We start from the raw sequence: 25686 nt of genomic DNA, 5'->3' as shown, positions 1-25686 counted from the left end.
GCAGGGGACAGGACCGCACTATAGCGGCGTCCCCGGCCGTGTCTGTGAAGCGGTTCGTATCAGTTTGTAGGCCGGCGCAGGGCCGCCAGTACCAGGCCCGCCAGCAGCATCGGCCATCCCGCTGCACCGCCGCCCCCGCCCCCCCCGCCGGAGCCGCTGCCGGAGGTGCTGCCGACCGCGCCCGGCGAGCCGCCCGCGTCCTTGCCGTCCAGCGTCAGCGCGCCGCTGCCGGTCGGGTCCAGGTGCGCCTTGAGCTGGCCGCTGCTGGCGCTGTTGGCCGTCCAGCCGCGCTCGAAGCGGGCGTAGATGTCGCTGCCGCCCGGATTGCTGCAGCTCGACGAGCCGCCCGACAGCGTGCCCACCAGCCGGCGGTCCTGGTTCCACAGCCCGCTGCCGGAGGAGCCCTGCTCGGTCACGCCACGGGCCCAGCGCACCTGCCAGCCGTCGACCCGGAAGGTATCGATCTGGGCATTCTCGATCGACTGCAGGCTGCTGCTGTAGGTACTGATCTTCTTGTCGTCGCCGCCCGGGTGATGGATGCCGACGCCGGATCGCGCCGCGACGCCGCCGCGCGCGTCCCAGCCGCTGTAGTGGACGCCATAGGAGGACGGAGGCCTGGAGGCCAGTTCGAACAGCGTGAAGTCGGACTCGCTGTCGCGCGCCAGGAACAGCCCGCCGCGGATGTTCTGGTTGATCGGCCCGTCGGCGCTGCTGCCGCAGCTGGACTTCTGCACGTTGAAGTACACCGTGACATCCGACATGCGGGTCGAGGAGGTGATGCCGCAGTGGTTCGCCGTCAGCACCAGCGCCCGGTCGTTCTGGGCGGTGTTGTTGACCATGGCTCCGGAACAGGTGACCAGCGTCGAGCCCACCAGCAGGCGGTTGACGCGCGTGTACACGACCGTGGAGCGGATCTGGTCGCGCCAGCCGTTGCCATCGGAGCAGGCCACGTCAATGTGGCAGTTGCCCTGGGAATCGCCGATGGCCCCCTTGGCCGGCAGGCTGGCGCTGCCCAGCGGACGGAAACCATGGAAGGCCTCGGCAACGCGCAGCCGGAACGCGTCGCGGCCGGCGGCCGGCATGCGCGCCTCCAGCACCGCCTCGTCGTCACGCACGATCGGCAACAGCAGTTCGCCGTCACCGCGGAAGGGGCCCTGGACGTCGCGGCCGTCGGCGGAAGACAGCCAGATCTCTCCGCCCGCGGGCAATTGCAGCTGTTCCAGCCGGGCGCTGAGGTTCAGGGCGCCGTCGGAACCCAGGCGCAGGCGCCAGCGCGCGGTGCCCGGCTGGGGTTCGTCCCAGGCACCGTCCTGCTCGGACAGCGACATCGGCACGCCGGTGGCGAAGGACAGCGGAGCGCTGCGCAGCACCTCGGCGGTGTCCATGCGCAGGCCGGCGGGGAGCAGTTGCAAGGGAACGTCGCCCAGGCTGAGCGCCGCTGGCGCGGCGAAGCTGGTGAAGCCCAGGCTGAGGGCAAGGCAGACGGCGGACAGGCGCATGGAAGGTCTCCCCCTTCGGTTGCCTGCACTATATCGGAGCGCCCCGGTCCTGCGAGGGCTCCCGACGGGCCAAAGCTGCCGTTTGGCCACCCTGGTCAGGGGGTGTCTTTTTCACCGGCAGGCGCCAGCGCCTGCGCCGGGCCCAGCCGCGGGCCGTCGATCGCCGCCAGCGCCAAGCCGTCCGAGCCGGCATGGCTCAGCTGCAGCACCGCCGTCAGCAGCGTGGCATCGCCGTCGGCCACCGCATCCACCACCTCGCCCACGGCCTGGCCGTCGCCGGCGGCGTCATAGACCGCCATGCCCGGCCGCGCATCGACCGGCGCGCGCAGCAGGAACATGCGGCGCTTGAGCTGGCCGAGATAATGCAGGCGCGCCACGATCTCCTGCCCGGTATAGCAGCCCTTGCTGAAGCTGATGCCGCCCAGCAGGTCGATGTTGGCCATCTGCGGCACGAACATCTCGCGGCTCTCGGCGTAGACCGTCGGCACGCCGGCCAGCAGGTCGGCCCGGCGCCAGGCCTCGAAGCCGATCGGGGGCAGGGCGGCCAGGCCGGGGACCTCGCCGTGGACCGACCAGCGCGGCGTGCTGCCCAGGCGCCGGATCACGGTGACGCCGTCCCTGGCCGCGCTCTGCATCGGCTCCTGGGGCAGCGGCAGGCCCAGGGCCTCCAGCCGGCGCGCGCCTTCGTCGCCGATCAGGCCGGTGGCCGGCAATTCGGCCGTGCAGTCCTGCAGGCTGACCTTGGAACGCAGCACGAACATGCGCAGGCGCTTGAGCGTCGATTCGGCGACGCTGCGATGCAGTTCCAGCACGATATCGCCCCCGTGCCGGAACAGCGTCAGCACCGCCAGCATGCGTCCCTTGGGGTTGCTGTAGGACGAAAGCTGCGCACGGTTCTCATTCACCAGGCGCGTGTCATTGCTCAGCTGGCCCTGCAAAAAGCTTTCTGCATCCGCACCTTGCGCGCGGACGTACACGAGTTCATCAAGCGGGATACGAGCGTTCACAGGAATTTCACGTTGCGATGCACAAGAGAAGTTTGTCACACTATCAGGGCTTTGCAGCCCAGAATTTTCCGTGTCGCATTCGCCCGATCCAAATACTGCCGGTGCATCCAAGCCGGATGAAGTGGTTTCCCTCGCGGAACTGCTGGAGAAGACGCAGCCTGCGGCGGAAGCGGAACCCGAGCCGGCACCCGAGGTGGGTGGCCGCAGCGACGGTCCCGATCCGACCCGCTATGGCGACTGGGAAAAGAACGGGCGCTGTATCGACTTCTGAATTCCCCCTGAAGTTCACGTCCCGGATATGGGAGCCGGAATGACCACGAAAACGCCCGCCGACAATCGCCCGCTGTCCCCCTTCATGCTGGGGCAGTATTACCGCTTCCAGTGGACCTCCCTGCTCTCGATCATCCACCGCGTGACCGGCGTCGGTCTGAGCGTCGGCACCCTGCTGGTGGCGGCCTGGCTGATCGCCCTGGCGCTGGGCCCGGTGGTCTACGCCGACTTCGCCAGGCACCTGACCGCCTGGTACGGCCAAATCTTGCTGTTCGGCTGGAGCTGGGCCCTGATGTACCACCTGGGCAACGGCATTCGCCACCTGTTCTGGGACATCGGCTGGGGCTTTGACATCAAGACCGCCGAGAAGACCGGCTACGCCGTGGTCGCCGCCTCCCTGCTGCTGACGGCCGCCGCCTGGGCCGTCGCCTACTTCCTCTGACGGAGCCCCCGATGAGCCTGCGTTCCCCCCTGAGCCGCGCGCGCGGCCTCGGTTCCGCCAAGGACGGCGTCCATCATTTCTGGGTGCAGCGCGTTTCCGCGGTAGCCCTGATCCCGCTGACGCTGTGGTTCGTGTTCTCCGTGGCCAACCTGGCCGGCGGCGACTACCACGCGGTGCGCCATTGGGTCTCCGCGCCCAGCGTCGCCATCACCCTGGTGCTGTTCATCCTCACCATGCTCTACCACTCCGCCCTGGGCGTGCAGGTGGTGATCGAGGACTACGTGCACCACGAGGGCCTCAAGCTGCTGTCGCTGATGGGCCAGAAGTTCCTCCACGCCGTCGTCGCCGCCGCCAGCGTCTACGCCGTCCTGCGCGTCGCGCTGTGACACGAGCCTAAGTTTCCGGGATAAGAAGAATGTCCGCATACGAAATCGTTCATCACGAATACGATGCCATCGTCGTGGGTGCCGGCGGAGCCGGCCTGCGCGCGACGCTGGGCCTGGCCGAGGCCGGCCTGAAGACCGCCAACATCACCAAGCTGTTCCCCACGCGCTCGCATACCGTCGCGGCGCAGGGCGGCATCTCCGCCGCGCTGTCCAACATGGGCAAGGATGACTGGCGCTGGCACTTCTACGACACCGTGAAGGGCTCCGACTGGCTCGGCGACCAGGACGCCATCGAGTACATGACCCGCGAGGCCATCCCCGCGATCATCGAGCTCGAGCACTACGGCGTGCCGTTCTCTCGCACCAAGGAAGGCAAGATCTACCAGCGTCCGTTCGGTGGCATGACCACCGAGTTCGGCAAGGGCCCGCCGGCCCAGCGCACCTGCGCCGCCGCCGACCGCACCGGCCACGCCATGCTGCACACGCTGTACCAGCAGAGCCTCAAGTGCCGCGCGCAGTTCTTCATCGAGTTCTTCGCGCTGGACCTGCTGATGGACGAGGACGGCTCCTGCCATGGCGTCCTCGCCTGGGAGCTGGCCACCGGCAAGCTGCACCGCTTCCGCGCCCACCAGACCATCCTGGCCACCGGTGGCTATGGCCGCGCCTACTTCTCCGCCACCTCGGCTCATACCTGCACGGGCGACGGCAATGCCATGGTGCTGCGCGCCGGCCTGCCGCTGCAGGACCTGGAGTTCGTGCAGTTCCACCCGACCGGCATCTACGGCTCGGGCTGCCTCATCACCGAGGGTGCGCGTGGCGAAGGCGGCTACCTCACCAACCAGAAGGGCGAGCGCTTCATGGAGCGCTACGCGCCGTCCGTGAAGGACCTGGCGCCGCGCGACATGGTGAGTCGCGCCATGGCCACCGAGATCCGCGAAGGCCGCGGCGTCGGTGCCGAGGCCGACCACATCCACCTGCACCTGGAGCATCTCGGTCCCGAGGTCCTGCACCAGCGCCTGCCGGGCATCTCCGAGTCGGCCAAGATCTTCGCCGGCGTGGACGTCACCAAGGAGCCGATCCCGGTCGTGCCGACGGTGCACTACAACATGGGTGGCATCCCGACGCTGTATACCGGTGAAGTGGTGACGCTGAAGAACGGCAACCCGGATTCCGTGGTGCCGGGCATCATGGCCGTGGGCGAAGCCGCCTGCGTGTCGGTGCACGGCGCCAACCGCCTGGGCTCCAACTCGCTGCTCGACCTGGTGGTGTTCGGCCGCGCCGCCGCCATCCAGGCCGCCAAGCTGGTCAAGCCGGGCACCCCGCACCGCAAGATCAGCGGCGCCTCCGAGGAAAAGGCCCTGGCCCGCCTCGACGGCTTCCGCAACGCCAAGGGCGGTACGCCCACCGCCAAGATCCGCCTGGACATGCAGAAGACCATGCAGAAGCACTGCGCGGTGTTCCGCGACGGCCCGCTGATGCAGGAAGGCATCACCAAGCTCAACGGCGTGATCGACAACTTCACGCAGGACGTGAAGGTTTCCGACCGCTCCATGATCTGGAACTCGGACCTCTGCGAGACCCTGGAACTGGACAACCTGCTGGGCCAGGCGCTGCTGACCATCGTCGGCGCCGAGAACCGCAAGGAGTCGCGCGGCGCCCACGCCCGCGACGACATCAAGGACCGCGACGACGGCAACTGGATGAAGCACACGGTCGCCTGGCGCACCTCCGACAAGCAGGTGAAGATCGACTACCGCCCCGTGCACATGCAGCCGCTGGACAACGACGTGGAACACATCCCGCCCGTTGCCCGCAAGTACTGATCGCAAGGATTCCACGTCATGGCACAGTTCACGCTCCCGCAGAATTCCAAGCTCGACAAGTCCGCCGGCAAGCACCACAAGGCTCCGGAAGGCTCGAAGAAGGTCCGCAACTTCAAGATCTACCGCTACGACCCGGATAGCGGCGCCAACCCGCGCATGGACACCTACGAGGTGGACATGGCCAGCTGCGGCCCGATGATTCTGGACGCGCTGATCAAGATCAAGAACGAGACCGACGCCACGCTGACCTTCCGCCGTTCCTGCCGCGAGGGCATCTGCGGCAGCTGCGCGATGAACATCGACGGCACCAACACGCTGGCCTGCACCAAGACCTGCGAGGAAGTGAAGGGCGAGGTCGTCATCTACCCGCTGCCGCACATGCCGGTGGTGAAGGACCTGGTGCCGGACCTGACGCACTTCTACGCCCAGCTGGCCTCGATCGAGCCCTGGCTCAAGACCGACTCCCCGGCACCGACGCGTGAGCGCCTGCAGTCGGAAGAGGACCGCGCCAAGCTCGACGGCCTCTACGAGTGCATCCTCTGCGCCTGCTGCACCACCAGCTGCCCCAGCTACTGGTGGAACGGTGACCGCTACCTTGGCCCGGCGATCCTGCTGCAGGCCTACCGCTGGCTGGCCGACAGCCGCGACGAGGCCACCGGCCAGCGCCTGGACGAGCTGGAAGACCCGTTCAAGCTGTACCGCTGCCACACGATCATGAACTGCGCCAAGACCTGCCCCAAGGGTCTGAACCCGGCCAAGGCGATCGCCGAAACCAAGAAGATGCTGGTGGAGCGCCGGGTCTAAGCGACCCGGCCGTCCCACGGCAGACCGATGATGGAAGAAGGCAAGCTCCGCTGGCTGCTGCGCCGCGGCATGAAGGAACTGGACGTCCTGACGGAGCGCTATTACGCGCAACGCTGGCCCTCGGCCACGGAGGCCGAGCGTGCCCTTTTCATCCAGATGCTGCAGACCACCGAAGATCCGGACCTCTGGTCCTGGTCGATGGGCTACGAGCAGCCTCCCGAGATCTACGCCGATGTCGTCGAACAGCTTCGCCGCCACCACTGACCTGAACTTGCGGCCGTCCTATCGGGCGCACCGCTACCTGTTCGTCCTGCACCTGCTGGGGCTGTGCCTGCTGCTGGCCGCGATGTCGCCGGGCTGGCCGATGCTGCTGCTGATTGCCGCCTTCGGGGCGTCCTGGATCTGGCTGCGCCGCCATGCCGCCTTCGGCTTCGGCCGCCGTGCCCTGGTGCGCCTGGTCTGGCAGGCCGACGGCCAGTGGCTGGTGGTGGACAGCGCCGGCCGCAAGGACGAGGCCGAACTGCTCGGCAACAGCTGCGTCCACTCGCGGCTGATGGTGCTGAACTTCCGGCTCAAGTCCGGCGGTCGCCGCACCCGAGTGGTGCTCGGCGACGAGCTGGGTGCCGATCCCCTGCGCCGCCTGCGCGCCCGCCTGATGTCCTTTGCCTGCGCCGCGGGCGCCTGATCCGGCAGCTCCGCGGTTTCCCCGAGGTGAATCAAGGCCCGCTCCGCGGGCCTTGTCGCTTGCGCCGTTCGCCGGAGATGACGGCAGATGGCCCTTCCCGAGTTGGCATCCCCTGTGCATGCCGAATCCCAGAGGTCCGGACCGGTCGAGGGTACGGGCAGGAAAGGGAGCGAATCGTGATTCTGAATTCCAGGTGGGACCGGATGGGGTTGATCCTCGTTCTGGTGGCGGGGCTGGCCTTTGCCGGCAGCGCGGCGGCGGCACCGACCATGGTGGCCTTCGACCAGATCAGCGCCGGCGATACGGCCTGGATGCTGGCCTCGACCGCCCTGGTGCTGCTGATGACGATTCCCGGGCTGGCCCTGTTCTATGCCGGCATGGTGCGCAAGAAGAACGTCCTGGCCACCACGCTGCAGAGCTTCGCCGTGACGGCCCTGGTCACGGTGATCTGGATCGTGGCCGGCTACAGCCTGGCCTTCTCGCCGGGGTCGCCCTTCATCGGCGGTTTCGACCAGATGTTCCTGGGCGGGCTGAAGTACCTGAAGGAAGCCGGACAGCTGAGCGTCAGCCCGATCGCGCCGACGATCCCGGAGTCGGTCTTCATCATGTACCAGCTGACCTTTGCGATCATCACGCCGGCGCTGATCACCGGCGCCTTCGCCGAGCGCATGAAGTTCGGGTCCATGCTGCTGTTCGTCGCCGCCTGGTCGCTGCTGGTGTATGCACCGGTGGCCCATTGGGTGTGGTCGCCGGACGGCTGGCTGGCCAAGCTCGGCGCGCAGGACTTCGCGGGCGGCACCGTGGTGCACATCAACGCCGGCGCCGCAGGCCTGGCCTGCGCCTATATGCTGGGGCGCCGCAATGGCTATGGCACCGAGCCCTTCATTCCCTACAACCTGGCCTTCACCCTGATCGGTGCCTCGCTGCTGTGGGTGGGCTGGTTCGGCTTCAACGCCGGTTCCGCCGTAGCCGCGGACGGCCGTGCCGGCATGGCGATGCTGGTGACCCAGGTCGCCACCGCCACCGCCGTACTGACCTGGATGGCGGTGGAATGGATCATCCGCAAGCGCGCCTCGCTGCTCGGTGCCTGCTCCGGCGCGGTCGCCGGCCTGGTGGCGATCACCCCGGCCTCCGGCTTTGTCGAAATCCCGGGCGCTCTGGCCATCGGCGCGGCCTCCGGCCTGCTCTGCTACTGGGGTGCCACCGGCCTCAAGCGCCTGCTGGGTGCCGACGATTCGCTGGATGTGTTCGGCATCCATGGCGTTGGCGGCCTGGTCGGCGCCCTGCTCACCGGTGTGTTCTCCAGCAAGGCGATCTCCGGTGCCGAGGCCAGCATGATGGTCCAGGCGGTAGGTGCCTTCGCCACGCTGTTCTACAGCGCCGGCATGACCATCGCGATCCTGCTGCTGCTGCGCTTCACCTTCGGGCTGCGCGTGAACGGTGATGAGGAACAGGCCGGCCTCGACCTGGCGCTGCACGGCGAACGCATTGTCTGAAGCCAGGGACTGGCATGGGAGCGGAGGGAGGTCTGTGGGAGGGTGCGCCGGTCGGGATGAGGCCGGCCGCACCTGGAACAGGAGGGTTTTCGATGACCGACGGTGACAAGCTGGCCCTGGCGACACGTCTGTACGTGCGGCTGCGGCATTGCACCGGACGCATTACCGATGCGATGTGGATGACGCAGAACATGGAGTACGCCCGCGAGATCGTGCGCATGGCGCGCATGGGCGGCGACGACGAGCTGATGCGCCTGGCCGACCGTTTTGAAGAGGTGATCATGGGGCGTCCGCGCGCGATGGTGGCGGCATCGGCCACGCCCCCGAAAACCGAGGGCGGCGAGGCGCCGGCGAATCCGCCGGCGTTCGGCAAGTACACTGGTTCCCTGCGCTAGCGCCAGGACAAGCGCCGGGCAGGGCGCCTCTGCCGTTGCCGCCGATGCTCAGGCGGCCTTGCGTCCGTCCAGGATGGTCGGCATCGCCCGCGCCAGCGTATGCGGGTAATCCAGCGTGTAGTGCAGCCCGCGCGATTCCTTGCGCGACAGCGCCGAGCGTACGATCAGGTCGGCACAGACCACCAGGTTGCGCAGCTCCAGCAGGTGTGCGCTGATGCGGTAGTTGCCGTAGTACTCCTGGATCTCCCGCGCCAGCAGCTCGATGCGGTGCTGCGCGCGCTCCAGGCGCTTGGTGGTGCGCACGATGCCGACGTAGTCCCACATGAAGGTGCGCAGTTCCAGCCAGTTGTGCGAAACCACCACGTCCTCGTCGGAGTCGGTGACGCGGCTTTCGTCCCAGGCCTTGAGTCCCTGCGGCATGGCGCGCTGGTCCAGCGTCGCCAGCAGGTCGTCCGCCGCCGCGGCGGCGAAGGCCAGGCACTCCAGGATCGAGTTGGAGGCCAGGCGGTTGGCGCCGTGCAGGCCGGTGCAGGCGACCTCGCCCATGGCGTAGAGCCCGTCGACGTCGGTGCGCGCACGCAGGTCCGTCAGGACGCCGCCGCAGGTGAAATGCGCCGAGGGCACCACCGGAATCGGCTCCCGGGTGATGTTCAGGCCCAGTTCCAGGCAGTGCGCGTAGATGCTCGGGAAGTGGCTCTTGATGAATTCGGGCGGCTTGTGGGTGATGTCCAGCAGCACATGGCGCAGGCCCAGGCGCTTCATTTCGTGGTCGATGGCGCGGGCGACGATGTCGCGCGGCGCCAGTTCCCCGCGGCTGTCGAAGCGCGGCATGAAGCGCTCGCCGGCGCTGCCGTCCGCATTGGGCAGGCGCAGCAGGGCACCTTCGCCGCGCAGGGCCTCGCTGATCAGGAAGTTGCGCGAGTCCTCGTGGTACAGGCAGGTCGGGTGGAACTGCATGAATTCCATGTTCGACACGCGGCAGCCGGCGCGCCAGGCCATGGCGATGCCGTCGCCGGAGGCGCCGAAGGGATTGCTGGAATAGAGGTAGACCTGGTTGGCGCCGCCGGTGCACAGAGCCACCGCCTTGGCGGCCACCGCCTCGACCCGGCCGCTGTCGCGGTCGAACAGGTAGGCGCCCAGCACCCGCTTCTCGGCGGGGGCCACGATCAGGTCCACGCCGACGCTGCGCTCGCGCACCGTGATGTTGGGATGGGCCGCCGCCAGGGAGGCGAGGGTGGTTTCCACCGCCCGGCCGGTGGCGTCGGCGGCGTGGACGATGCGCCGGTGCGAGTGGCCGCCCTCTCGGGTCAGGTGCAGGCCGCGGCCCGTGGGATCATCCTCGTCGCGGGTGAACTGCACGCCCTGTTCGAGCAGCCAGTGGATGCAGCCGGGGCCGCGTTCCACGGTAAAGCGCACGGCGGCTTCGTCGCAGAGGCCGGCGCCGGCCACCAGGGTGTCCGAGACATGGTTTTCCAGGGAGTCGGCGGCGTCCAGCACGGCCGAGATGCCGCCCTGGGCCCAGAGGGTGGACCCGGAGCTGAGCTGGCTCTTGGAGACGACGCAGACCTTGCGGCCGGCCTGGGCCAGGCGCAGGGCCAGCGACAGGCCGGCGGCTCCGCTGCCGAGGATGAGGACTTCCGTATCGGACATGTGGGGGATGCTAGAATCGCGAATTCGTGTCGAAAACCGCCGTGTTTGCCGTAACGGGCAGGCGGCCATTGATTTTGGGGTCTAACTTAGCCGTTCGCGCCACCCTTGTCGAAAGGCCGGGCGCGGCAGCCTGATGTGCAATGAGCGAAGAACAACTTGACGAACAGCTGGTCGCTCGCGCGCAGAAGGGGGACAAGCGCGCCTTCGAGCTGCTGGTCCGCAAGTACCAGTACAAGATCATCCAGCTGGTCAGCCGCCTGGTCGGAGACGCCGACGCGCCCGACGTGGCCCAGGAAACCTTCATCAAGGCCTTCCGGGCGCTCAACGGCTTCAAGGGCAACAGCGCCTTCTACACCTGGCTGTATCGCATCGGCATCAATACCGCCAAGAACCACCTGGTATCCCGCGGGCGCCGGCCGGCGGGCAGCGACATCGACATCGCCGACGCGGAACTGTACGGGCATACCGAGCATCTAAGCGATGTCGATACCCCCGAGGCCGTGCTGCTGACCGAGGAAATCAAGCACAAGGTCGCCGAGGTGATCTCCGGTCTGCCGCCGGACCTGCGCAAGGCCATCACCCTGCGCGAGCTGGACGGGCTGTCCTACGAGGAAATCGCCGAGATCATGGACTGCCCCATCGGTACGGTCCGTTCGCGCATCTTCCGCGCCCGCGAGGCGATCGACGCGGTCATCAAGCCGCTGATCGAGTAGCCCCCATGCGCACTGCAACAAAATCTCTAGTCGGGCTCCGCGGAACTTTTTGCCGCGGCTGCGGTTAAGCTTATATTCAGGTAGCAAGGTACTTGGCCCATGTCTGAAGAAACCCTTTCCGCCCTGCTCGACGGCGAGTGCTCGCCGGAGGAGCTGGACCGGCTGCTGGACCAGCTGGATCGTGACCCCGGAATGAAGCAGGCCTACAGCCGCCTGTGCCTGTCCCGGGAGGCCCGGGAGGGAACCCGCGTCGCCAAGGAACAGCCCTGCATCTGTGCCGGCGTGATGGCCGGCCTGGACGAGGCGCCCCTGCCGGCCAGCGACAAGCTGGTGGACCTGGACAGCCGCCGCTCCGGCCGCCGTGCCGTGCTGGCGCGCTGGAAGCCCTTGGCGGGCTTTGCCGCCGCGGCGTCCTTCGGTGCCGTGGCGGTATTGGTGACCATGCCGCAGGCGGCCCTGGTCGCCGAGCGTGGCGAGGCCGCCCCGGGGTTTGCCCCGGCCGCCGTGACCGCTCCGGTGTCCCTGCCGCTGCCGACGGCCCGCCCGCAGGGCCTGCGCGCGGTTTCGGCCAGCGCCGCGGAGATCCAGCAGCTGCAGGAAGACGACCTGTCCAACTACCTGATCGAGCACAGCAATACCGCGGCCAGCCGCGGCATGGGCGGCACCTTGTCCTACGCCCGCTTCGCCGCGCACAACGCGGTCTACCGCCCGCAGGCGGAGGGGCAGCGCTGATGCGCGGTCGCGCCTTCCTCGGGGCCCTGGCACTGGCGGCGGCTCCCACGGCCTTCGCGGCGGATCCGGCGGACTTCCTGGTGCGGATCGGGGAGGCGGCGCGCAACAGCAACTACCAGGGCGTGATCATCTACCAGGGTGACGACATGCTCGAGACGATGCGCGTGACGCATCGCTTCAAGGAAGGCACCGAGCACGAGCGGGTCCAGTCCCTCAACGGGGATCCCCGTGAAATCCTGAAGGAAAACAACAAGGTCATCTGCCTGTTGCCCAAGGATCGCAAGCTCACGATGAACCTGCCGACGCCCAAGGCGCTGTTTCCGGCCCTGAGCGCCGAGCGCCTGCAGCAGATTTCGCAGGTCTATGAGTTCAAGGACCTGGGCACCGCCCGGGTCGCCGGCCGCAACTGCCAGGGCCTGGCCATCGCCCCGCGCGACCAGTTCCGCTACGGCTATGAGATCTGGGCCGACCAGCAGAGTTCGGTGCCGCTCAAGGTCAGCCTGATCGGCCGCAACGGCTCGGTGCTGGAACAGATGATGTTCACCGAGATCGAGTTCCCGTCCAGCATCCCCGACAGCGCCTTCCGTCCGCAGCTGCCGCCGGGCGAGACCCGCCAGGTGGTGCAGATGATCGAGAACCCGCCGCTGCCGCAGCAGACGGGGCTGGCCGCTGCTGGCAACGCAGGCCTGCGGCTGGACCGCCTGCCGCCGGGTTACCGGGTTGCCTTCCGGGAGCTGCGTCCGCTGCCGGGCGGGCAGGGCCAGGTGGAGCACGTGGTGCTGTCCGACGGACTGTCGGCCATCTCGGTGTTCAGTGCGATGAAGGCGGCGCCGCCGGGCAACGTACAGGCCCAGAGCGTGTCCCAGATGGGTACGGTCCATGCCTATCGCCGCATGGTCGGGGGATTCCACGTGACCGTGGTGGGCGAGGCGCCGCAGGAAACCGTCCGCATGATCGGCGACGGGGCCAAGCCGGCCGCCCGGGTCGAGGCCGCCGCCGCGGCGCCCTGATCGCTGCGGCCATCCCGCCCCGGCGTGCACGACGCAGGGCCGGGAGTTTGAATTTCCTCTGGTTTTCCTTTGAAATTCGCGTTGCCCCGCTTTTTTGGGCTGTCCGGCCCGGAGTCCTCGATGCGTATTGCCGCCCCCTCCCTGCGGCTGACCGCGCTTGCGGTCGTTGTGCTGCTGTCCGCCTGCCAGCGCGGGCCGGAGGTCGTTGGCGCGCCGGATTTCGCGGACCTGGTGGAGCAGGTGTCGCCCTCGGTGGTGAACATCAGCACCGTGGTGGCCGAACTGCCCGCCGATGCCCCGGCGCTGCCCAACGGCGAAGCCGAGCCGGACAATCTCGAAGGTGCGCCCGACTGGTTCAAGCGCTTCCTCGAGGAGCACCAGGGGGAAAGCGAGGACGAGCCCTCCCTGGAGAATACGCCGCAGTCGCTGGGTTCCGGGTTCATCCTGTGGAAGGATGGCTATGTCGTCACCAACTACCACGTGGTGCGCGACGCCAAGGAAGTGATCGTGCGCCTGCTGGACCGGCGCCAGTTCACCGCCCAGGTGGTCGGCAGCGACGAGGCCAGCGACCTGGCGCTGCTGCGCATCGAGGCCAAGGATCTGCCGGCGGTCAAGCTGGGCGACGCCAGCAAGCTGCGCCCGGGCCAGTGGGTGCTGGCGATCGGCTCGCCATTCGGCTTCGATTATTCGGTGACCGCCGGGATCGTTTCGGCCAAGGGCCGCAGCCTGATCACCGAGCAGTACGTGCCCTTCATCCAGACCGACGTCGCCATCAATCCCGGCAATTCGGGCGGCCCCCTGTTCAACCTCAAGGGCGAGGTGGTGGGCGTCAACTCGCAGATCTATTCCCAGTCGGGCGGGTACCAGGGCCTGTCGTTCTCGATCCCCATCGACGTGGCCGCCAAGGTGGCCGGCCAGCTCAAGGAGCATGGCCGGGTCAAGCGCGGCTGGCTCGGCGTGGTGGTGCAGGAGGTCGATCGCGACCTGGCCATCTCCATGAAGATGGACAAGCCCGAAGGCGCCCTGGTGGCCCGCGTGATGCCGGGCAGCCCGGCCGAGAAGGCCGGCCTGCGCGCCGGCGACATCATCCTGAGCTACAACGGCGTCGAACTGGCCAGCTCGACGGCCCTGCCGCCCATGGTCGGCATCACCGACCCGGGCGAGAGCGCCGAGGTGAAGCTGCTGCGCGAGGGCAAGCAGATGAGCCTCAAGGTCGCCGTCGGCGTATTGCAGCCGGATGCCGAACCCAGCCTGGGCAAGCATGCCCCCGAGCCCTCGCCTCCGGCGGCGCCGGTACCGACCGACGCCCTGGGCCTGACGGTGCGCCCCCTGACCGATGCCGAGCGCCGGGATGCCCAGTTGGGCGGCCCTGCCAGCGGCGTGATGGTGGCCGAGGCCCGCGACGGCCCGGCGGCCCGCGCCGGCGTGCGCGCCGGGGACGTGCTGCTGCAGATCAGCGGCCAGGAGATCGGCAGCCCGGCGCGCTACCGCGAGGTGGCCGGCCGCCTGACCCCGGGGCAGACCGTGCCGGTCCTGGTGCAGCGCCGCGGCGCGCCGCTGTTCCTGGCCATGGACGTGCCGGAAGCCGCGGTTGCGCCGTCGAAGAAGCCATGAGCAGGGGCGCCATCCATGGGGGGACTGTTGCTCGCCCATCTACCCACTGCCCGGCATTTGGGCTGAACGGGAGGCGACATCGAGTCGCTTCCCGCCTGTGCCAGATGCTCCATGGCCGGGCCATCGGCGGCGCAGGCGATGACATCTAGTCATCGCCAAGGCCTGCCTCTGCTGCTGCTGTCGCGGCCCGGCTGCTGTCTCTGCGACGAACTGGAGGAGGACCTCCTGGCCGAGTTCGGCCCCGGCCGCTTTGCGCTGGAGCGGGCCGACGTCGACTCCCGCCCGGAATGGCGGCAGGAATACGGCCTCCGCATCCCGGTCCTGCTGGATGCCTCGGGCCGGGTCCTGAGCGAGGGGCGCCTGGACCCCGAGCGGGTGGCCGAAGCCCTCTAGGCCCGCTCGCTATATACTGCGCGGCCTCGCTGGCGGCCCCCGGCCGCAGATTCCCATGAAACAAGAAAACATCCGCAATTTCTGCATCATCGCGCACATCGACCACGGCAAGTCCACGCTGGCCGACCGCTTCATCCAGCTGACCGGTGGTCTCGAACTGCGCGAGATGACGGAGCAGATCCTCGACAACAACCCGATCGAGCGCGAGCGCGGCATCACCATCAAGGCCCAGGCGGTGCAGCTGCACTATCGCGCCGCCAGCGGCGAGATCTACCAGTTCAACATCATCGACACCCCGGGTCACGTCGACTTCTCCTACGAGGTGTCGCGCTCGCTGTTCGCCTGCGAGGGCGCGCTGCTGGTGGTGGATGCCTCGCAGGGCGTCGAGGCGCAGTCGGTGGCCAACTGCTACACCGCGCTGGAGCAGCACCTGGAAGTGCTGCCGGTGCTGAACAAGGTGGACCTGCAGAACGCCGAACCCGACCGCGTGGCCGACGAGATCGAGCAGGTCATCGGCATCAGCGCGGTGGATGCCCTGCGCATCTCGGCCAAGACCGGCCTCAACGTCCCGGCCGTGCTGGAGGCGGTGGTGGCGCAGCTGCCGGCGCCCAAGGGCGACCCGGATGGCCGCCTGCAGGCGCTGATCGTCGATTCCTGGTTCGACAACTACCTGGGGGTGGTGTCGCTGGTGCGCATCGTCAACGGTTCCATCGCCAAGGGCGAGAAGATCCGCGTGATGTCGACCGGCAAGGACTACGAGATCACGATGATGGGCGTCCATACGCCCAAGCGCGTGTTCAAGGAAAAGCTGGAAACCGGCGAGGTGGGCTTCATCATCGCCGGCATCAAGGACATCTTCGGCGCCCCGGTGGGCGATACCCTGACCCGTGCCAGCGCGCCCTGCGGAGAACAGCTGCCGGGTTTCCGCCAGGTGCAGCCGCGCGTGTTCGCCGGCATGTTCCCGATCGACGCCGAGGATTTCGAGGACTTCCGCGAGTCGCTGCAGAAGCTGCGCCTCAACGATTCCGCGCTGCAGTTCGAACCCGAGAACTCCACGGCCCTGGGTTTCGGTTTCCGCATCGGCTTCCTGGGCATGCTGCACATGGAGATCGTGCAGGAGCGCCTGGAGCGCGAGTACAACCTGAACCTGATCACCACGGCGCCTTCGGTGGTCTACGAGGTGCTGACCACCCAGGGCGAGGTGAAGAAGGTCGACAACCCGGCCGAGCTGCCGGAGCCGGGCAACATCGACGAAATCCGCGAGCCGATCATCGTCGCCCGCGTGCTGATGCCGCCCGACTACGTCGGCTCGGTGATGCAGCTTTGCATGGAGAAGCGCGGCGTGCAGCGCAACCTGCGCTATCTCGGCTCCCAGGTGCAGCTGGAGGTGGAGATGCCGATGGCCGAGGTCGTGCTCGACTTCTTCGACCGGCTGAAGAGCGTGTCGCGCGGCTATGCGTCCTTCGAGTACGACTTCCTGGAGTTCCGCGCCGCGGACCTGGTGCGCCTGGACGTGCTGGTCAACGGCGACAAGGTCGACGCGCTGGCCACCATCGTGCACCGGGACAACGCCTACAACCGCGGCCGCGATCTCTGCGAGAAGATGCAGGACGTCATCCATCGCCAGATGTTCGATATCGCGATCCAGGCGGCGATAGGATCCAAGATCATCGCCCGCAGCACGGTCAAGGCGCTGCGCAAGGACGTGACCGCCAAGTGCTACGGCGGCGACGCCTCGCGCAAGCGCAAGCTCCTGGAAAAGCAGAAGGAAGGCAAGAAGCGCATGAAGCAGGTGGGCTCCGTGGAAATCCCGCAGGAAGCCTTCCTCGCCGTGCTGGGCGTGGACAAGAAGAAGTAAGCTCCCGAGGATAGAAGCCGATGCAGGATTTCCACGTCGATTTCGCGGTGCTGCTGACGGCGGCGACCCTGCTGACCGGCATCGGCTGGGCGCTGAACAAGTGGGTGCTGGCGCCGCGCCGCGGCGAGGGCGTGCCGCCCAATGCCATCGTCGACTTCTGCCAGTCCTTCTTCCCGGTGATCGCCGCCGTGCTGCTGTTGCGGTCCTTCGTCGCCGAGCCCTTCCGGATACCCTCCGGGTCGATGATTCCCACCCTGCTGGTGGGCGATTTCATCCTGGTGAACAAGTTCGCCTACGGCCTGCGGGACCCGGCCTTCCATACCAAGTTCCTGGCCAACGGTGAGCCGCAGCGCGGCGACATCGTGGTGTTCCGCTATCCCCTGGATCCGCGCCAGGACTACATCAAGCGCATCATCGGACTGCCGGGCGACCATATCGCCTACAAGGAAAAGCGCCTGACGGTGAACGGCCAGGAGATGTCCCAGGAGGCCGACGGCGCCTTCCCGGTGCAGGGGCCGCATGCCTCCGGGGTGGTCTACCGCCTGTCGGAAGACCTAGCCGGCGTCCGGCACCATGTCCTGGTCGACCCGGACCGTCCCTCGGATGACTTCGAGTTCACCGTGCCGGAGGGGCAGTACTTCGCCATGGGTGACAACCGCGACGGCAGTTCGGACAGCCGCGTCTGGGGCACCGTGCCGGAGAAGAACCTGGTCGGCAAGGCGTTTTTCATCTGGATGAGCTGGGACAGCGTCCGGACGCGGGTCGATTTCTCGCGTATCGGAACCGTGATTAAATAGCGGTATCCACGGGTAAGGGGAGGGAACCCATGCAGTCTCGTCATCGTCAGAAGGGTATCGGCTGGTTCGGCCTGCTGTTCATTTTCGGGGTCATCGCTTTTGTAGCCATTGTCGGCGCGAAGTGTTTCCCGATCTATATGAATCAGTTCAAGCTTGTTAGCGCATTGAACAAGTTCGCCACTGAAGGCGATGTCAGCAAAGATGACAATGGCTATTCGATGCGTCGTGGCCTGGAGCGATATTGGTCGATTGATGACATCACGCGCATAGACCCAAAGGACATCAAGCTCAAACGCAGTGAGGGCGGTCGCTTTCTGGTCTACGATTATGAGGCACGTGAGAAGCTGTTCTACAACATCTATATCGTCATTCATTTCGAGGGTGAGGTGAAGATGTCGAGTTCTGCGGGCTAGCCTCACATAAGCCCTTGATGGAACTGTCTCGACGCCTTGGATACAACTTCCGAGATTCGGCTCTGCTGCAGCAGGCGCTGACGCACCGCAGCTACGCGCACGGCAACAACGAGCGGCTCGAGTTCCTCGGCGACGGCCTGCTGAACTTCGTGATCGGCGAGCGGCTGTATTCGCTGCAGCCGAAGGCGGAGGAAGGAGCGCTGTCGCGCCTGCGTGCCAGCCTGGTCCGCGAGGAAACCCTGGCGCGGCTGGGGCGCGACCTGCAGCTCGGCGAGCTGCTGCGGCTGGGCGAGAGCGAGCTGAAGTCCGGCGGCTACCGGCGCGACTCGATCCTGGCCGATGCGGTGGAGGCCGTGATCGGCGCCGTCTATCTCGATGGCGGCTTCGAGGCGGCGCGTGCCGTCTGCGAGCGCCTGTATGCGCCCCTGCTGGCCGACCTGCCGGACGCCGAATCCCTCAAGGATCCCAAGACCCGCCTGCAGGAGGCCCTGCAGGCCGATGGCCGTCCCCTGCCGCGATACGAGATCCTGTCGGAATCCGGTCCGCCGCACGCGCGCCGCTTTGCCGTGCGCTGCCTGTTGCCCGACAACGAATCCTTCACCGAGTCCGAAGGGGCTTCCCGCCGCAGCGCCGAGCAGCGCGCGGCCGAACTGATGATTGCCAAGATCCATGCGTAGCGGAATGGTTTCGGTTATCGGGCGTCCCAACGTGGGGAAATCCTCCCTCGTGAACGCCCTCGTGGGCCAGAAGGTGAGCATCGTCTCCCACAAGCCGCAGACCACGCGGCACCGCATCCAGGGCGTGCTGCACGACGAGCGCGGCCAGGTTGTCTTCGTCGATACCCCGGGCCTGCACCGCAAGGAGACCCGCGCGCTCAACCGCGTGATGAACCAGGCGGCCGCCGGTGCCATCCACGACATGGACCTGGTGCTGTTCGTGGTGGAACTGGGGCGCTGGACCGAGGAGGACGCGGCGGTCCTGCAGCGCCTCGAGGGCCTGCCCGTGCCGGTGGGCCTGGTGGTCAACAAGATCGACCGCATCGACGACAAGGAAAAGCTGCTGCCGGAACTGCAGAAGCTTGCAGCCCGGCGCGACTTCGCCTTCATCGTGCCCCTGTCCGCCCTGAAGAAGTCCAACCTCAAGGGACTGGTCGACGAGTTGTTCAGCCGCCTGCCCGAGGGCGACCCCCTCTACCCGGAGGACATGGTCACCGGCAACGACCTGGGCTTCACCGTGGCCGAGGTGGTGCGCGAGAAGCTGATCCGTACGCTGCACCAGGAGCTGCCGTACTCCACCACCGTGGAGATCGAGGACTACAAGCGAGAGGGCAATCTCGATCGCATCCATGCCGTGATCTGGGTGGAGCGCGAAGGCCAGAAGAAGATCGTGATCGGCGAAGCCGGCGAAACGCTGAAGGCCATCGGCAGTTCCGCGCGACGCGACCTGGAGCGCATGCTGGGGCGCAAGATCTTCCTGAAGCTCTGGTGCAAGATCCGCGAGAACTGGAGCGACGACCCGAAGATGCTCAAGCGCTTCGGACTGACGCCCGACTAGGGCCGGCAGCGCCGTCATGGACCATGGGCGCGTCCAGCTGGAACCCTGCTGGCTGCTTAGCGCCAGGCCCTACAGCGAAACCAGCCTCCTGGTCGAAGCCTTCAGCGAACGGCACGGCCGCATCGGCCTGGTCGCCAAGGGCGCACGGGGGGCGAAGTCCCGCCATCGCGCCCTGCTGCAGCCCCTGCGTCCCCTGCTCCTGAGCTGGACCCAGCGCGGCGAACTGGCAGCCCTGACCGGAGTCGAGGCCAACGGCCCGCCTCCGGGACTGGCGGGCGAGCGCCTGTTCTACGGCTGGTATCTCAACGAGCTGCTGCTGCGCCTGCTGCATCGCCAGGATCCGCATCCGGATGCCTACCGCGCCTACGGCGAGGCCCTGGCAGCCCTGCCGGGGGCGGAGGCCGAGTTTGCGCTGCGCCTGTTCGAGAAGGCCCTGCTGGCCGACATCGGCTACGGCCTGGATATCCCGGAGGACATCGACCCCGCTCTGCGCTATCTCTACAGCGAACAGGAAGGATTCCAGCCCTCCGCGCGTGGGCACTGCTCCGGCCGCGCCCTGATCGCCCTGCGCGACGGGGAGCCCGCGGGTGAGGGGGAATGGCGCACGGAGCTGCGCCGCCTGATGCGCGAGCGGGTGCGTCGCCAGCTGGGCGGCCGCGAACTGGAGACTGCCAAGCTGCTGCGGCAGCTCCGCGCAAGGGTATGATGCGGCCCTCCTTGCAGCCGGCTGCCACCATGCCCTCCAAGCTTTCCGCCATCCGTCTCGGCGTCAACGTCGATCATGTCGCCACGCTGCGCCAGGCCCGGGGCACGCCCTACCCGGACCCGGTGGAAGCCAGCCTGGTCGCCGCCAGCGCGGGCGCCGACAGCATCACCATGCACCTGCGCGAGGATCGCCGGCACATCCAGGACCATGACATCGAGCGCCTGCTGCGTGTCAGCCCGGTGCCGCTGAACCTGGAAATGGCGATCACGCCCTTCATGATCGACTTCGCCTGCCAGATGCGGCCGAAGTACGTCTGCCTGGTGCCGGAGAAGCGGGCGGAGCTGACCACCGAGGGCGGCCTGGACGTCGCCGGCCAGCTGGAGGCGGTGAAGGATGCCTGCCGCCGGCTGGAGAAGGCAGGCATCGTCGTGGCCCTGTTCATCGACGCCGACCCGGCGCAGCTGAAGGCGACCCGGGCCGCCGGCGCGCCGCAGATCGAGATCCACACCGGCGGCTATGCCGATACGCGCGGCAGCAAGCAGGCGGCGGAACTGGAGCGCATCATGAAGTTTGCACGCAGTGCGAAGAAGGCCGGGCTGGAGGTGCATGCCGGACACGGGCTGACGGTGCAGAACGTCGGCGCCATCGCACGCATCCCGGAGATCGAGGAGCTGAACATCGGACACAGCATCGTGTCGCGATCGGTGTTCGTGGGTTTCCCGGCGGCGGTCGCCGAGATGAAGCGGGCGATGACGGAAGCGCGGACGCTTCGCTAGTGCTGAGTGCTGAGTGCTGAGTGCTGAGTGCTGAGTGCTGAGTGCTGAGTGCTGAGTGCTGAGTGCTGAGTGCTGAGTGCTGAGTGCTGAGTGCTGAGTGCTGAGTGCTGAGTGCTGAGTGCTGAGTGCTGAGTGCTGAGTGCTGAGTGCTGAGTGCTGAGTGCTGAGTGCTGAGTGCTGAGTGCTGAGTGCTGAGTGCTGAGTGCTGAGTGCTGAGTGCTGAGTGCTGAGTGCTGAGTGCTGAGTGCTGAGTGCTGAGTGCTGAGTGCTGAGTGCTGAGTGCTGAGTGCTGAGTGCTGAGTGCTGAGTGCTGAGTGCTGAGTGCTGAGTGCTGAGTGCTGAGTGCTGAGTGCTGAGTGCTGAGTGCTGAGTGCTGAGTGCTGAGTGCTGAGTGCTGAGTGCTGAGTGCTGAGTGCTGAGTGCTGAGTGCTGAGTGCTGAGTGCTGAGTGCTGAGTGCTGAGTGCTGAGTGCTGAGTGCTGAGTGCTGAGTGCTGAGTGCTGAGTGCTGAGTGCTGAGTGCTGAGTGCTGAGTGCTGAGTGCTGAGTGCTGAGTGCTGAGTGCTGAGTGTAGGAGCCCGCTTGCTGGCGACGGTCGCCAGCAAGCGGGCTCCTACATGCCGAAGACCCCAGGGCGCCTGCTGTTACTCGGCACTCAGTCCTCAGCACTCAGCACTGTCTTTTCACGTCCTCGTCGCCACGCTCTTTCGCGCGATCGCCGTCAGCGTCTCCGCCACCGCTGTGCGCACGGCATGCAGCTGCTCCGCGATTTGCGCATCGCCGGCGATGGCCTGGACGCGCTTGAGGCTATGCTCCAGGGCGGCGGTGCTCTGGCGCAGGCTGGTGAGGTGGTAGAAGGCGGCGGTGCCGTGCACCGTGTGGGCGGACTCCCGCGCCAGGTCCAGGTCGTTGACGGCGCAGGCGGTTTCCAGGGCGGCGAACTGGTGCGGCAGTTCCTCGCGCAGCAGGGCCAGCAGGTCCGGGTCCTCGGTCAGCATCGTCGAGACCGGCGCGCTGGCGGCGGTCGTGGCCGGGACCAGGGCGCGCAGCAGCTGGCGCTCGTCGAAGGGCTTGAGCAGGATCTCGTCGGCACCGGCTTCCAGGAAGTCGCGGCGCTCGTGCGGCTCCAGGTAGGCGCTGATCGCCAGGATGCGGCTGCGCGTGGCGGCCTTGCCCTCCGCTTCCAGCTTGCGCACCTCGCGCGCGCAGGCCGGGCCGTCCATCTCCGGCATGTGCGCATCCAGCAGCAGGTAGTCTCCCGGGCTGCGGCGCCACAGCGTCAGCGCCTCGCGGCCGTCGTTGGCTTCCACCACCTCCAGGCCCAGGCCGGTGCAGAGCGCGGCGATGTAGCGGCGGTTGACCGGATTGTTGTCGGCTACCAGGGCAAGCTTGTCGGACAAGGGCCGTTCCTGCTTGTCCTCCGGCGGCGAGATCAGGCGCAGCAGCTCGGTCTGCAGCAGGCGCCGGCCGATCGACTTGGCGTGGCAGGCAGCGGCACCGGCATCGCGCACGGTCTGGTGCACGTCCAGCGAGGCGGAGGCCACCAGGATCAGCAACGGCGGGCGGTGCTGCCGGCAGAGGCCGCAAAGCTCCATCACCGATTGCTCGTCGGCCTCGATCTCCTTGAGACCGGCGATGGCGACGTCGGGCAGGCGCGTGGAATGCAGCAGGGCCTCGTTGAGTCGTTCCACGGAGTCGAAGGCGCGCACCTGCATGCCCCAGAACTCCAGCCAGTGCGTCAGTGCCAGGCGGGCGATGGGGTGGGCCTCGTGCAGCCAGGCGGATTTCTCCTGCAGGGGCTGCGGCGCCGGCTTCTCGGCGGTGCCGCGGAAGGGCAGCACGGCGCTGAAGATGGAGCCCTTGCCCGGGGTGCTTTCCAGCTCCACGCGGCCACCCATCAGTTCGGCCAGGCGGCGCGTGATCGACAGGCCCAGGCCGCTGCCGCCGCGCGTGCTGCGGCCCACTTGGTGGAAGGGCTGGAACAGGCGCCGCTGCTGCTCGGGAGCGATGCCCACGCCGGTGTCGGAGATCGCAAAGCGCAGCCATAGCCGCTCGCCTTCCTCCTTCTCGCGCATCACGCGCAGCACCACCTCGCCGTTCTCGGTGAACTTGATGGCGTTGGAGATCAGGTTGGTCAGGATCTGACGCAGGCGCGGGCCGTCGCCCACGAGCTTCTGTGGCACGTCGTGGTAGACGATCTGCACCAGCTCCAGCACCTTCTCGTAGGCCAGCGGCGCCAGCAGGGCGGTGGTGTCCTCCACCGTGTCCTGAAGGTCGAAGTTCTCCTCGTTCAGGCGCAGGTGGCCGGCCTCGATGCGGCTCCAGTCCAGCAGGTCGTTGATCATGGACAGCAGCGCGCGCGCCGACTTGTCCAGGGTGTTGAGCTGCTGGCGCTGCTCCTCGTTGAGGCCAGAGCGGCGCAGCAGGTCGGCATAGCCCAGGATCGCGGTCAGCGGGGTGCGCAGCTCGTGCGACAGGTTGGAGAACAGCTCCGACTGGGCCCGGGCGGAGTCCTGGCTGTCGGCCAGCGAGCGGCGCAGCAGTTCGCTTTTCTCGTGGACCCGCTGCAGGTCCTGGCGCAGGCGGGTAGTGGCCTGGCCGACCTGCTGGTCGAGCTGGTCGCGGTACTGGGCCAGCAGGCGGCCGGTCTGGTTGATCTGCAGGCTCAGTTCGCCCGACAGGCCGGGCAGGTCGGCGGCGGCGCGGGTTTCCACCCGGCCGGCGGCCAGCTGCTTCAGCACGTCCAGCTGGCCCCGCTGGGCCTGGCCCAGCCGGCGGTTGGCGATCAGGGCCAGGGCCAGGCCGATGACGCCCAGGCCCAGCCAGAGGGCTATCGCCACCGGGGACTCCCGGATCAGCAGGAATCCCGCGCCCCAGACCAGCCCGCCCGGGGCCAGGAGCCAGGGCCAGCCGGCCACACGCTGCTGCCACAGGGCCTGCAGCCTCATCCAGTCGACCCAGCGGTTAGAATAGACGCCATGAACTTCCCCTCGCTCGCCGATTTTATCGGCAATACCCCGCTTGCCCAGCTCCGGCGCATGCCCGGTACCGGCAACAATACCTTGCTGGTGAAGCTGGAGGGCAACAACCCGGCCGGCTCGGTCAAGGACCGCCCGGCGTATTCGATGATCCGGCGCGCCGAGGAGCGCGGCGAGATCAAGCCCGGCGACACCCTGATCGAGGCCACCTCCGGCAATACCGGCATCGCCCTGGCGATGGCGGCGGCGGTGAAGGGCTACCGCATGGTGCTGATCATGCCGGAGCACCTGTCGGTGGAGCGCCGGGCCGTCATGAAGGCCTTCGGGGCCGAGCTGATCCTGGTGACCCAGCAGCAGGGCATGGAAGGCGCCCGCGACCTGGCGCTGGAGATGCAGGCGGCCGGCAAGGGCAAGGTGCTGGACCAGTTCGGCAACCCGGACAACCCGCGCGCGCACTACGAGGGCACGGCACCGGAAATCTGGCAGGCCACCGGCGGGCGCATCACGCACTTCGTTTCGTCGATGGGCACCACCGGCACCATCATGGGCTGCTCGCGCTTCTTCAAGGAGAAGAACCCGGCGATCCAGGTGATCGGGGTGCAGCCCGACGGCGAGAGTTCCATCCCCGGCATCCGCAAGTGGCCCGAGGCCTACCTGCCGACGATCTTCGACCGCAGCCGCGTGGACCGGGTGATCGAGGTCAGCGCGGCCAATGCGGAGGACACCATGCGCGACATGGGGCGCCTCGAAGGACTGTTCTGCGGCCCCAGCAGCGGCGGCGCCCTGTGGGCCGCCCTGCAGATCTGCCGCGAGGTCGAGAATGCCGTGGTCGTCAGCATCGTCTGCGACCGAGGCGACCGCTACATCTCCACCGGCGTGTTTCCGTCTTGACCGCGCGGGTGTCCCCATGACCCCCCCGGTCCTGGTCTTCGACATCGAAACCGTCCCTGACCTCGAGGGCGGCCGCCGCATCCATGGCCTGGAGGGCATGAACGACGGCGAGGTGGCCGCGGCCATGAGTACGCTGCGCCTGGCCGCCAAGGGCACGGACTTCCAGCCGGCGCACCTGCAGCGCATCGTCGCCATCTCGGTGGCGCTGCGCCAGGGCGAGGGTTTCCGCTGCTGGTCGCTGGGAGAGGAGTCCAGCGACGAGGCCGAACTGGTGCGGCGCTTCTTCGACGGCATCGAAAAGTACCGGCCGGTGATCGTGTCCTGGAACGGCGGCGGCTTCGACCTGCCGGTGCTGCACTACCGGGCCCTGGTCCACGGCGTGCAGGCGCCGCGCTACTGGGATACCGGGCACTTCGACCGCGAGGCGAAGTGGGACAACTACATCGGCCGCTATCAGTTCCGCCATACCGACCTGATGGACGTGCTGGCGATGTACACCGGCCGCCAGAATGCGCCGCTGCACGAGATCGCCCTGCTGCTGGGCCTGCCCGGCAAGCTGGGCATGGACGGGTCGATGGTCTTCGGCGCCTTCCGTGCCGGCAAGCTGCCGGACATCCGCGCCTACTGCGAAACCGACGTGCTCAACACCTGGCTGGTCTACCTGCGCTTCCAGTTCATGCGCGGGCTGCTGGACAAGCCGGGGCTGACGCAGGAGATCGAGAAGGTCCGCGAGTTCCTGCGCGCCAGTCCCGCGGCACACTGGAAAGAATTCCTGGAAGCCTGGAGCCCGGGCTGA

The 25686-nt window shown here is 67.6% G+C and carries 27 protein-coding genes; 23 read left to right on the top strand and 4 right to left on the bottom strand.

All coding sequences use genetic code 11. The features are described 5' to 3' along the window. Positions 1–59 precede the first annotated feature (59 nt). Together C3942_RS02880 and ygfZ are read right to left on the bottom strand one after the other, a co-directional pair. Entirely contained in the window at positions 60–1499 is a 1440-nt protein-coding gene (locus C3942_RS02880; protein WP_104228812.1) for a trypsin-like serine peptidase, read from the bottom strand. A gap of 95 nt (positions 1500–1594) precedes the next feature. Further along, positions 1595–2404 carry a CAF17-like 4Fe-4S cluster assembly/insertion protein YgfZ gene (gene ygfZ / locus C3942_RS02875; RefSeq protein WP_133164218.1) on the bottom strand — a complete coding sequence of 270 codons (810 nt, stop codon included), beginning with the start codon at positions 2402–2404 and terminating at the stop codon, positions 1595–1597. A gap of 172 nt (positions 2405–2576) precedes the next feature. On the opposite strand from ygfZ, the gene C3942_RS02870 reads away from it, so the two are divergent. The 9 genes from C3942_RS02870 to C3942_RS02830 all read left to right on the top strand — a co-directional run bounded on the left by C3942_RS02870 (position 2577) and on the right by C3942_RS02830 (position 8807). Then, a complete protein-coding gene (locus C3942_RS02870; protein WP_243393494.1) occupies positions 2577–2777 on the top strand; it encodes a DUF1674 domain-containing protein in 201 nt (66 codons plus the stop codon). A 39-nt stretch (positions 2778–2816) separates the two neighbouring features. Further along, complete coding sequence (gene sdhC / locus C3942_RS02865) at positions 2817–3218, top strand: succinate dehydrogenase, cytochrome b556 subunit (RefSeq protein WP_165797293.1); 402 nt, start codon at positions 2817–2819, stop codon at positions 3216–3218. Between the two features lie 11 nt (positions 3219–3229). Continuing rightward, on the top strand, positions 3230–3604 hold the full coding sequence (gene sdhD, locus C3942_RS02860; RefSeq protein ID WP_104228809.1) for a succinate dehydrogenase, hydrophobic membrane anchor protein: 375 nt from the start codon (positions 3230–3232) through the stop codon (positions 3602–3604). Between the two features lie 29 nt (positions 3605–3633). After that, on the top strand, positions 3634–5427 hold the full coding sequence (gene sdhA, locus C3942_RS02855) for a succinate dehydrogenase flavoprotein subunit (RefSeq protein WP_104228808.1): 1794 nt from the start codon (positions 3634–3636) through the stop codon (positions 5425–5427). An 18-nt stretch (positions 5428–5445) separates the two neighbouring features. Then, positions 5446–6231 (top strand): succinate dehydrogenase iron-sulfur subunit, encoded by a 786-nt coding sequence (locus tag C3942_RS02850; protein ID WP_104228807.1) that lies wholly within the window; start codon positions 5446–5448, stop codon positions 6229–6231. Between the two features lie 30 nt (positions 6232–6261). After that, the gene (locus tag C3942_RS02845; protein ID WP_104229008.1) at positions 6262–6495 is read left to right on the top strand and encodes an FAD assembly factor SdhE; all 234 of its coding nucleotides are present in this window, start codon (positions 6262–6264) and stop codon (positions 6493–6495) included. Then, positions 6464–6916, top strand: a complete 453-nt coding sequence (locus C3942_RS02840; RefSeq protein WP_104228806.1) for a protein YgfX — start codon at positions 6464–6466, stop codon at positions 6914–6916. The genes C3942_RS02845 and C3942_RS02840 overlap by 32 nt, the downstream gene beginning before the upstream one ends. Before the next feature lie 203 nt (positions 6917–7119). Continuing rightward, positions 7120–8412: an ammonium transporter gene (locus tag C3942_RS02835; RefSeq protein ID WP_104228805.1), complete on the top strand. Its 1293-nt coding sequence runs from the start codon at positions 7120–7122 to the stop codon at positions 8410–8412. Positions 8413–8504: 92 nt separating this feature from the next. Beyond that, positions 8505–8807, top strand: coding sequence for a hypothetical protein (locus tag C3942_RS02830; protein WP_104228804.1), 303 nt, complete (start codon positions 8505–8507; stop codon positions 8805–8807). A 48-nt stretch (positions 8808–8855) separates the two neighbouring features. Here C3942_RS02830 and nadB read toward each other — a convergent pair whose 3' ends face one another. Further along, positions 8856–10457: an L-aspartate oxidase gene (gene nadB / locus C3942_RS02825; protein WP_104228803.1), complete on the bottom strand. Its 1602-nt coding sequence runs from the start codon at positions 10455–10457 to the stop codon at positions 8856–8858. A gap of 140 nt (positions 10458–10597) precedes the next feature. On the opposite strand from nadB, the gene rpoE reads away from it, so the two are divergent. From rpoE to pdxJ, 12 genes are all read left to right on the top strand, one after another. Then, positions 10598–11170, top strand: coding sequence for an RNA polymerase sigma factor RpoE (gene rpoE / locus C3942_RS02820; protein WP_104228802.1), 573 nt, complete (start codon positions 10598–10600; stop codon positions 11168–11170). A gap of 99 nt (positions 11171–11269) precedes the next feature. Continuing rightward, positions 11270–11902, top strand: coding sequence for a sigma-E factor negative regulatory protein (locus tag C3942_RS02815; protein WP_104228801.1), 633 nt, complete (start codon positions 11270–11272; stop codon positions 11900–11902). Beyond that, a complete protein-coding gene (locus C3942_RS02810; RefSeq protein ID WP_104228800.1) occupies positions 11902–12912 on the top strand; it encodes a MucB/RseB C-terminal domain-containing protein in 1011 nt (336 codons plus the stop codon). The genes C3942_RS02815 and C3942_RS02810 overlap by 1 nt, the downstream gene beginning before the upstream one ends. 120 nt (positions 12913–13032) lie before the next feature. Continuing rightward, a complete protein-coding gene (locus tag C3942_RS02805; RefSeq protein ID WP_104228799.1) occupies positions 13033–14526 on the top strand; it encodes a DegQ family serine endoprotease in 1494 nt (497 codons plus the stop codon). A gap of 138 nt (positions 14527–14664) precedes the next feature. Further along, positions 14665–14919 (top strand): glutaredoxin family protein, encoded by a 255-nt coding sequence (locus C3942_RS02800; protein ID WP_165797292.1) that lies wholly within the window; start codon positions 14665–14667, stop codon positions 14917–14919. Between the two features lie 55 nt (positions 14920–14974). After that, the gene (lepA, locus tag C3942_RS02795) at positions 14975–16777 is read left to right on the top strand and encodes a translation elongation factor 4 (protein ID WP_104228797.1); all 1803 of its coding nucleotides are present in this window, start codon (positions 14975–14977) and stop codon (positions 16775–16777) included. A gap of 20 nt (positions 16778–16797) precedes the next feature. Further along, positions 16798–17574 carry a signal peptidase I gene (gene lepB, locus C3942_RS02790; RefSeq protein WP_104228796.1) on the top strand — a complete coding sequence of 259 codons (777 nt, stop codon included), beginning with the start codon at positions 16798–16800 and terminating at the stop codon, positions 17572–17574. Between the two features lie 29 nt (positions 17575–17603). After that, on the top strand, positions 17604–17987 hold the full coding sequence (locus C3942_RS02785; protein WP_104228795.1) for a DUF4845 domain-containing protein: 384 nt from the start codon (positions 17604–17606) through the stop codon (positions 17985–17987). Positions 17988–18004: 17 nt separating this feature from the next. Continuing rightward, complete coding sequence (gene rnc / locus C3942_RS02780) at positions 18005–18664, top strand: ribonuclease III (RefSeq protein WP_104228794.1); 660 nt, start codon at positions 18005–18007, stop codon at positions 18662–18664. Then, on the top strand, positions 18657–19541 hold the full coding sequence (gene era / locus C3942_RS02775; RefSeq protein ID WP_104228793.1) for a GTPase Era: 885 nt from the start codon (positions 18657–18659) through the stop codon (positions 19539–19541). The genes rnc and era overlap by 8 nt, the downstream gene beginning before the upstream one ends. Positions 19542–19557: 16 nt before the next feature. Further along, positions 19558–20247, top strand: coding sequence for a DNA repair protein RecO (gene recO, locus C3942_RS02770; protein ID WP_104228792.1), 690 nt, complete (start codon positions 19558–19560; stop codon positions 20245–20247). Between the two features lie 29 nt (positions 20248–20276). After that, on the top strand, positions 20277–21023 hold the full coding sequence (gene pdxJ / locus C3942_RS02765; protein WP_104229007.1) for a pyridoxine 5'-phosphate synthase: 747 nt from the start codon (positions 20277–20279) through the stop codon (positions 21021–21023). A 681-nt stretch (positions 21024–21704) separates the two neighbouring features. Here the strand turns inward: pdxJ and C3942_RS02755 are convergent. Beyond that, a complete protein-coding gene (locus tag C3942_RS02755; RefSeq protein WP_104228791.1) occupies positions 21705–23969 on the bottom strand; it encodes an ATP-binding protein in 2265 nt (754 codons plus the stop codon). A gap of 30 nt (positions 23970–23999) precedes the next feature. Here C3942_RS02755 and cysM point away from each other — a divergent pair, with 30 nt between their 5' ends. Together cysM and C3942_RS02745 are read left to right on the top strand one after the other, a co-directional pair. Further along, a complete protein-coding gene (gene cysM / locus C3942_RS02750; RefSeq protein WP_104228790.1) occupies positions 24000–24890 on the top strand; it encodes a cysteine synthase CysM in 891 nt (296 codons plus the stop codon). 16 nt (positions 24891–24906) lie between these two features. Continuing rightward, positions 24907–25686 (top strand): 3'-5' exonuclease, encoded by a 780-nt coding sequence (locus C3942_RS02745; protein ID WP_104228789.1) that lies wholly within the window; start codon positions 24907–24909, stop codon positions 25684–25686.

This window comes from Solimonas fluminis (assembly GCF_002930645.1).
In the GTDB taxonomy this organism is placed as follows: domain Bacteria; phylum Pseudomonadota; class Gammaproteobacteria; order Nevskiales; family Nevskiaceae; genus Solimonas_A; species Solimonas_A fluminis.
The sequence above is the reverse complement of the archived record's forward strand: the minus strand, read 5'-3'. Positions and strand labels throughout refer to the sequence as shown.

Bases quoted from the DNA above. Each gene is read 5' to 3' on its own strand.
- C3942_RS02785 (WP_104228795.1), top strand. From the start codon at position 17,604: ATGCAGTCTCGTCATCGTCAGAAGGGTATCGGCTGGTTCGGCCTGCTG.
- C3942_RS02805 (WP_104228799.1), top strand. From the start codon at position 13,033: ATGCGTATTGCCGCCCCCTCCCTGCGGCTGACCGCGCTTGCGGTCGTT.
- rpoE (WP_104228802.1), top strand. From the start codon at position 10,598: ATGAGCGAAGAACAACTTGACGAACAGCTGGTCGCTCGCGCGCAGAAG.
- sdhC (WP_165797293.1), top strand. From the start codon at position 2,817: ATGACCACGAAAACGCCCGCCGACAATCGCCCGCTGTCCCCCTTCATG.
- C3942_RS02800 (WP_165797292.1), top strand. From the start codon at position 14,665: ATGACATCTAGTCATCGCCAAGGCCTGCCTCTGCTGCTGCTGTCGCGG.
- sdhD (WP_104228809.1), top strand. From the start codon at position 3,230: ATGAGCCTGCGTTCCCCCCTGAGCCGCGCGCGCGGCCTCGGTTCCGCC.
- lepA (WP_104228797.1), top strand. From the start codon at position 14,975: ATGAAACAAGAAAACATCCGCAATTTCTGCATCATCGCGCACATCGAC.
- C3942_RS02830 (WP_104228804.1), top strand. From the start codon at position 8,505: ATGACCGACGGTGACAAGCTGGCCCTGGCGACACGTCTGTACGTGCGG.
- nadB (WP_104228803.1), bottom strand. From the start codon at position 10,457: ATGTCCGATACGGAAGTCCTCATCCTCGGCAGCGGAGCCGCCGGCCTG.
- C3942_RS02835 (WP_104228805.1), top strand. From the start codon at position 7,120: ATGGGGTTGATCCTCGTTCTGGTGGCGGGGCTGGCCTTTGCCGGCAGC.
- rnc (WP_104228794.1), top strand. From the start codon at position 18,005: ATGGAACTGTCTCGACGCCTTGGATACAACTTCCGAGATTCGGCTCTG.
- era (WP_104228793.1), top strand. From the start codon at position 18,657: ATGCGTAGCGGAATGGTTTCGGTTATCGGGCGTCCCAACGTGGGGAAA.
- C3942_RS02755 (WP_104228791.1), bottom strand. From the start codon at position 23,969: ATGAGGCTGCAGGCCCTGTGGCAGCAGCGTGTGGCCGGCTGGCCCTGG.
- C3942_RS02845 (WP_104229008.1), top strand. From the start codon at position 6,262: ATGGAAGAAGGCAAGCTCCGCTGGCTGCTGCGCCGCGGCATGAAGGAA.
- C3942_RS02880 (WP_104228812.1), bottom strand. From the start codon at position 1,499: ATGCGCCTGTCCGCCGTCTGCCTTGCCCTCAGCCTGGGCTTCACCAGC.
- C3942_RS02840 (WP_104228806.1), top strand. From the start codon at position 6,464: ATGTCGTCGAACAGCTTCGCCGCCACCACTGACCTGAACTTGCGGCCG.
- lepB (WP_104228796.1), top strand. From the start codon at position 16,798: ATGCAGGATTTCCACGTCGATTTCGCGGTGCTGCTGACGGCGGCGACC.
- pdxJ (WP_104229007.1), top strand. From the start codon at position 20,277: ATGCCCTCCAAGCTTTCCGCCATCCGTCTCGGCGTCAACGTCGATCAT.
- C3942_RS02810 (WP_104228800.1), top strand. From the start codon at position 11,902: ATGCGCGGTCGCGCCTTCCTCGGGGCCCTGGCACTGGCGGCGGCTCCC.
- C3942_RS02850 (WP_104228807.1), top strand. From the start codon at position 5,446: ATGGCACAGTTCACGCTCCCGCAGAATTCCAAGCTCGACAAGTCCGCC.
- C3942_RS02745 (WP_104228789.1), top strand. From the start codon at position 24,907: ATGACCCCCCCGGTCCTGGTCTTCGACATCGAAACCGTCCCTGACCTC.
- cysM (WP_104228790.1), top strand. From the start codon at position 24,000: ATGAACTTCCCCTCGCTCGCCGATTTTATCGGCAATACCCCGCTTGCC.
- C3942_RS02815 (WP_104228801.1), top strand. From the start codon at position 11,270: ATGTCTGAAGAAACCCTTTCCGCCCTGCTCGACGGCGAGTGCTCGCCG.
- recO (WP_104228792.1), top strand. From the start codon at position 19,558: ATGGACCATGGGCGCGTCCAGCTGGAACCCTGCTGGCTGCTTAGCGCC.
- sdhA (WP_104228808.1), top strand. From the start codon at position 3,634: ATGTCCGCATACGAAATCGTTCATCACGAATACGATGCCATCGTCGTG.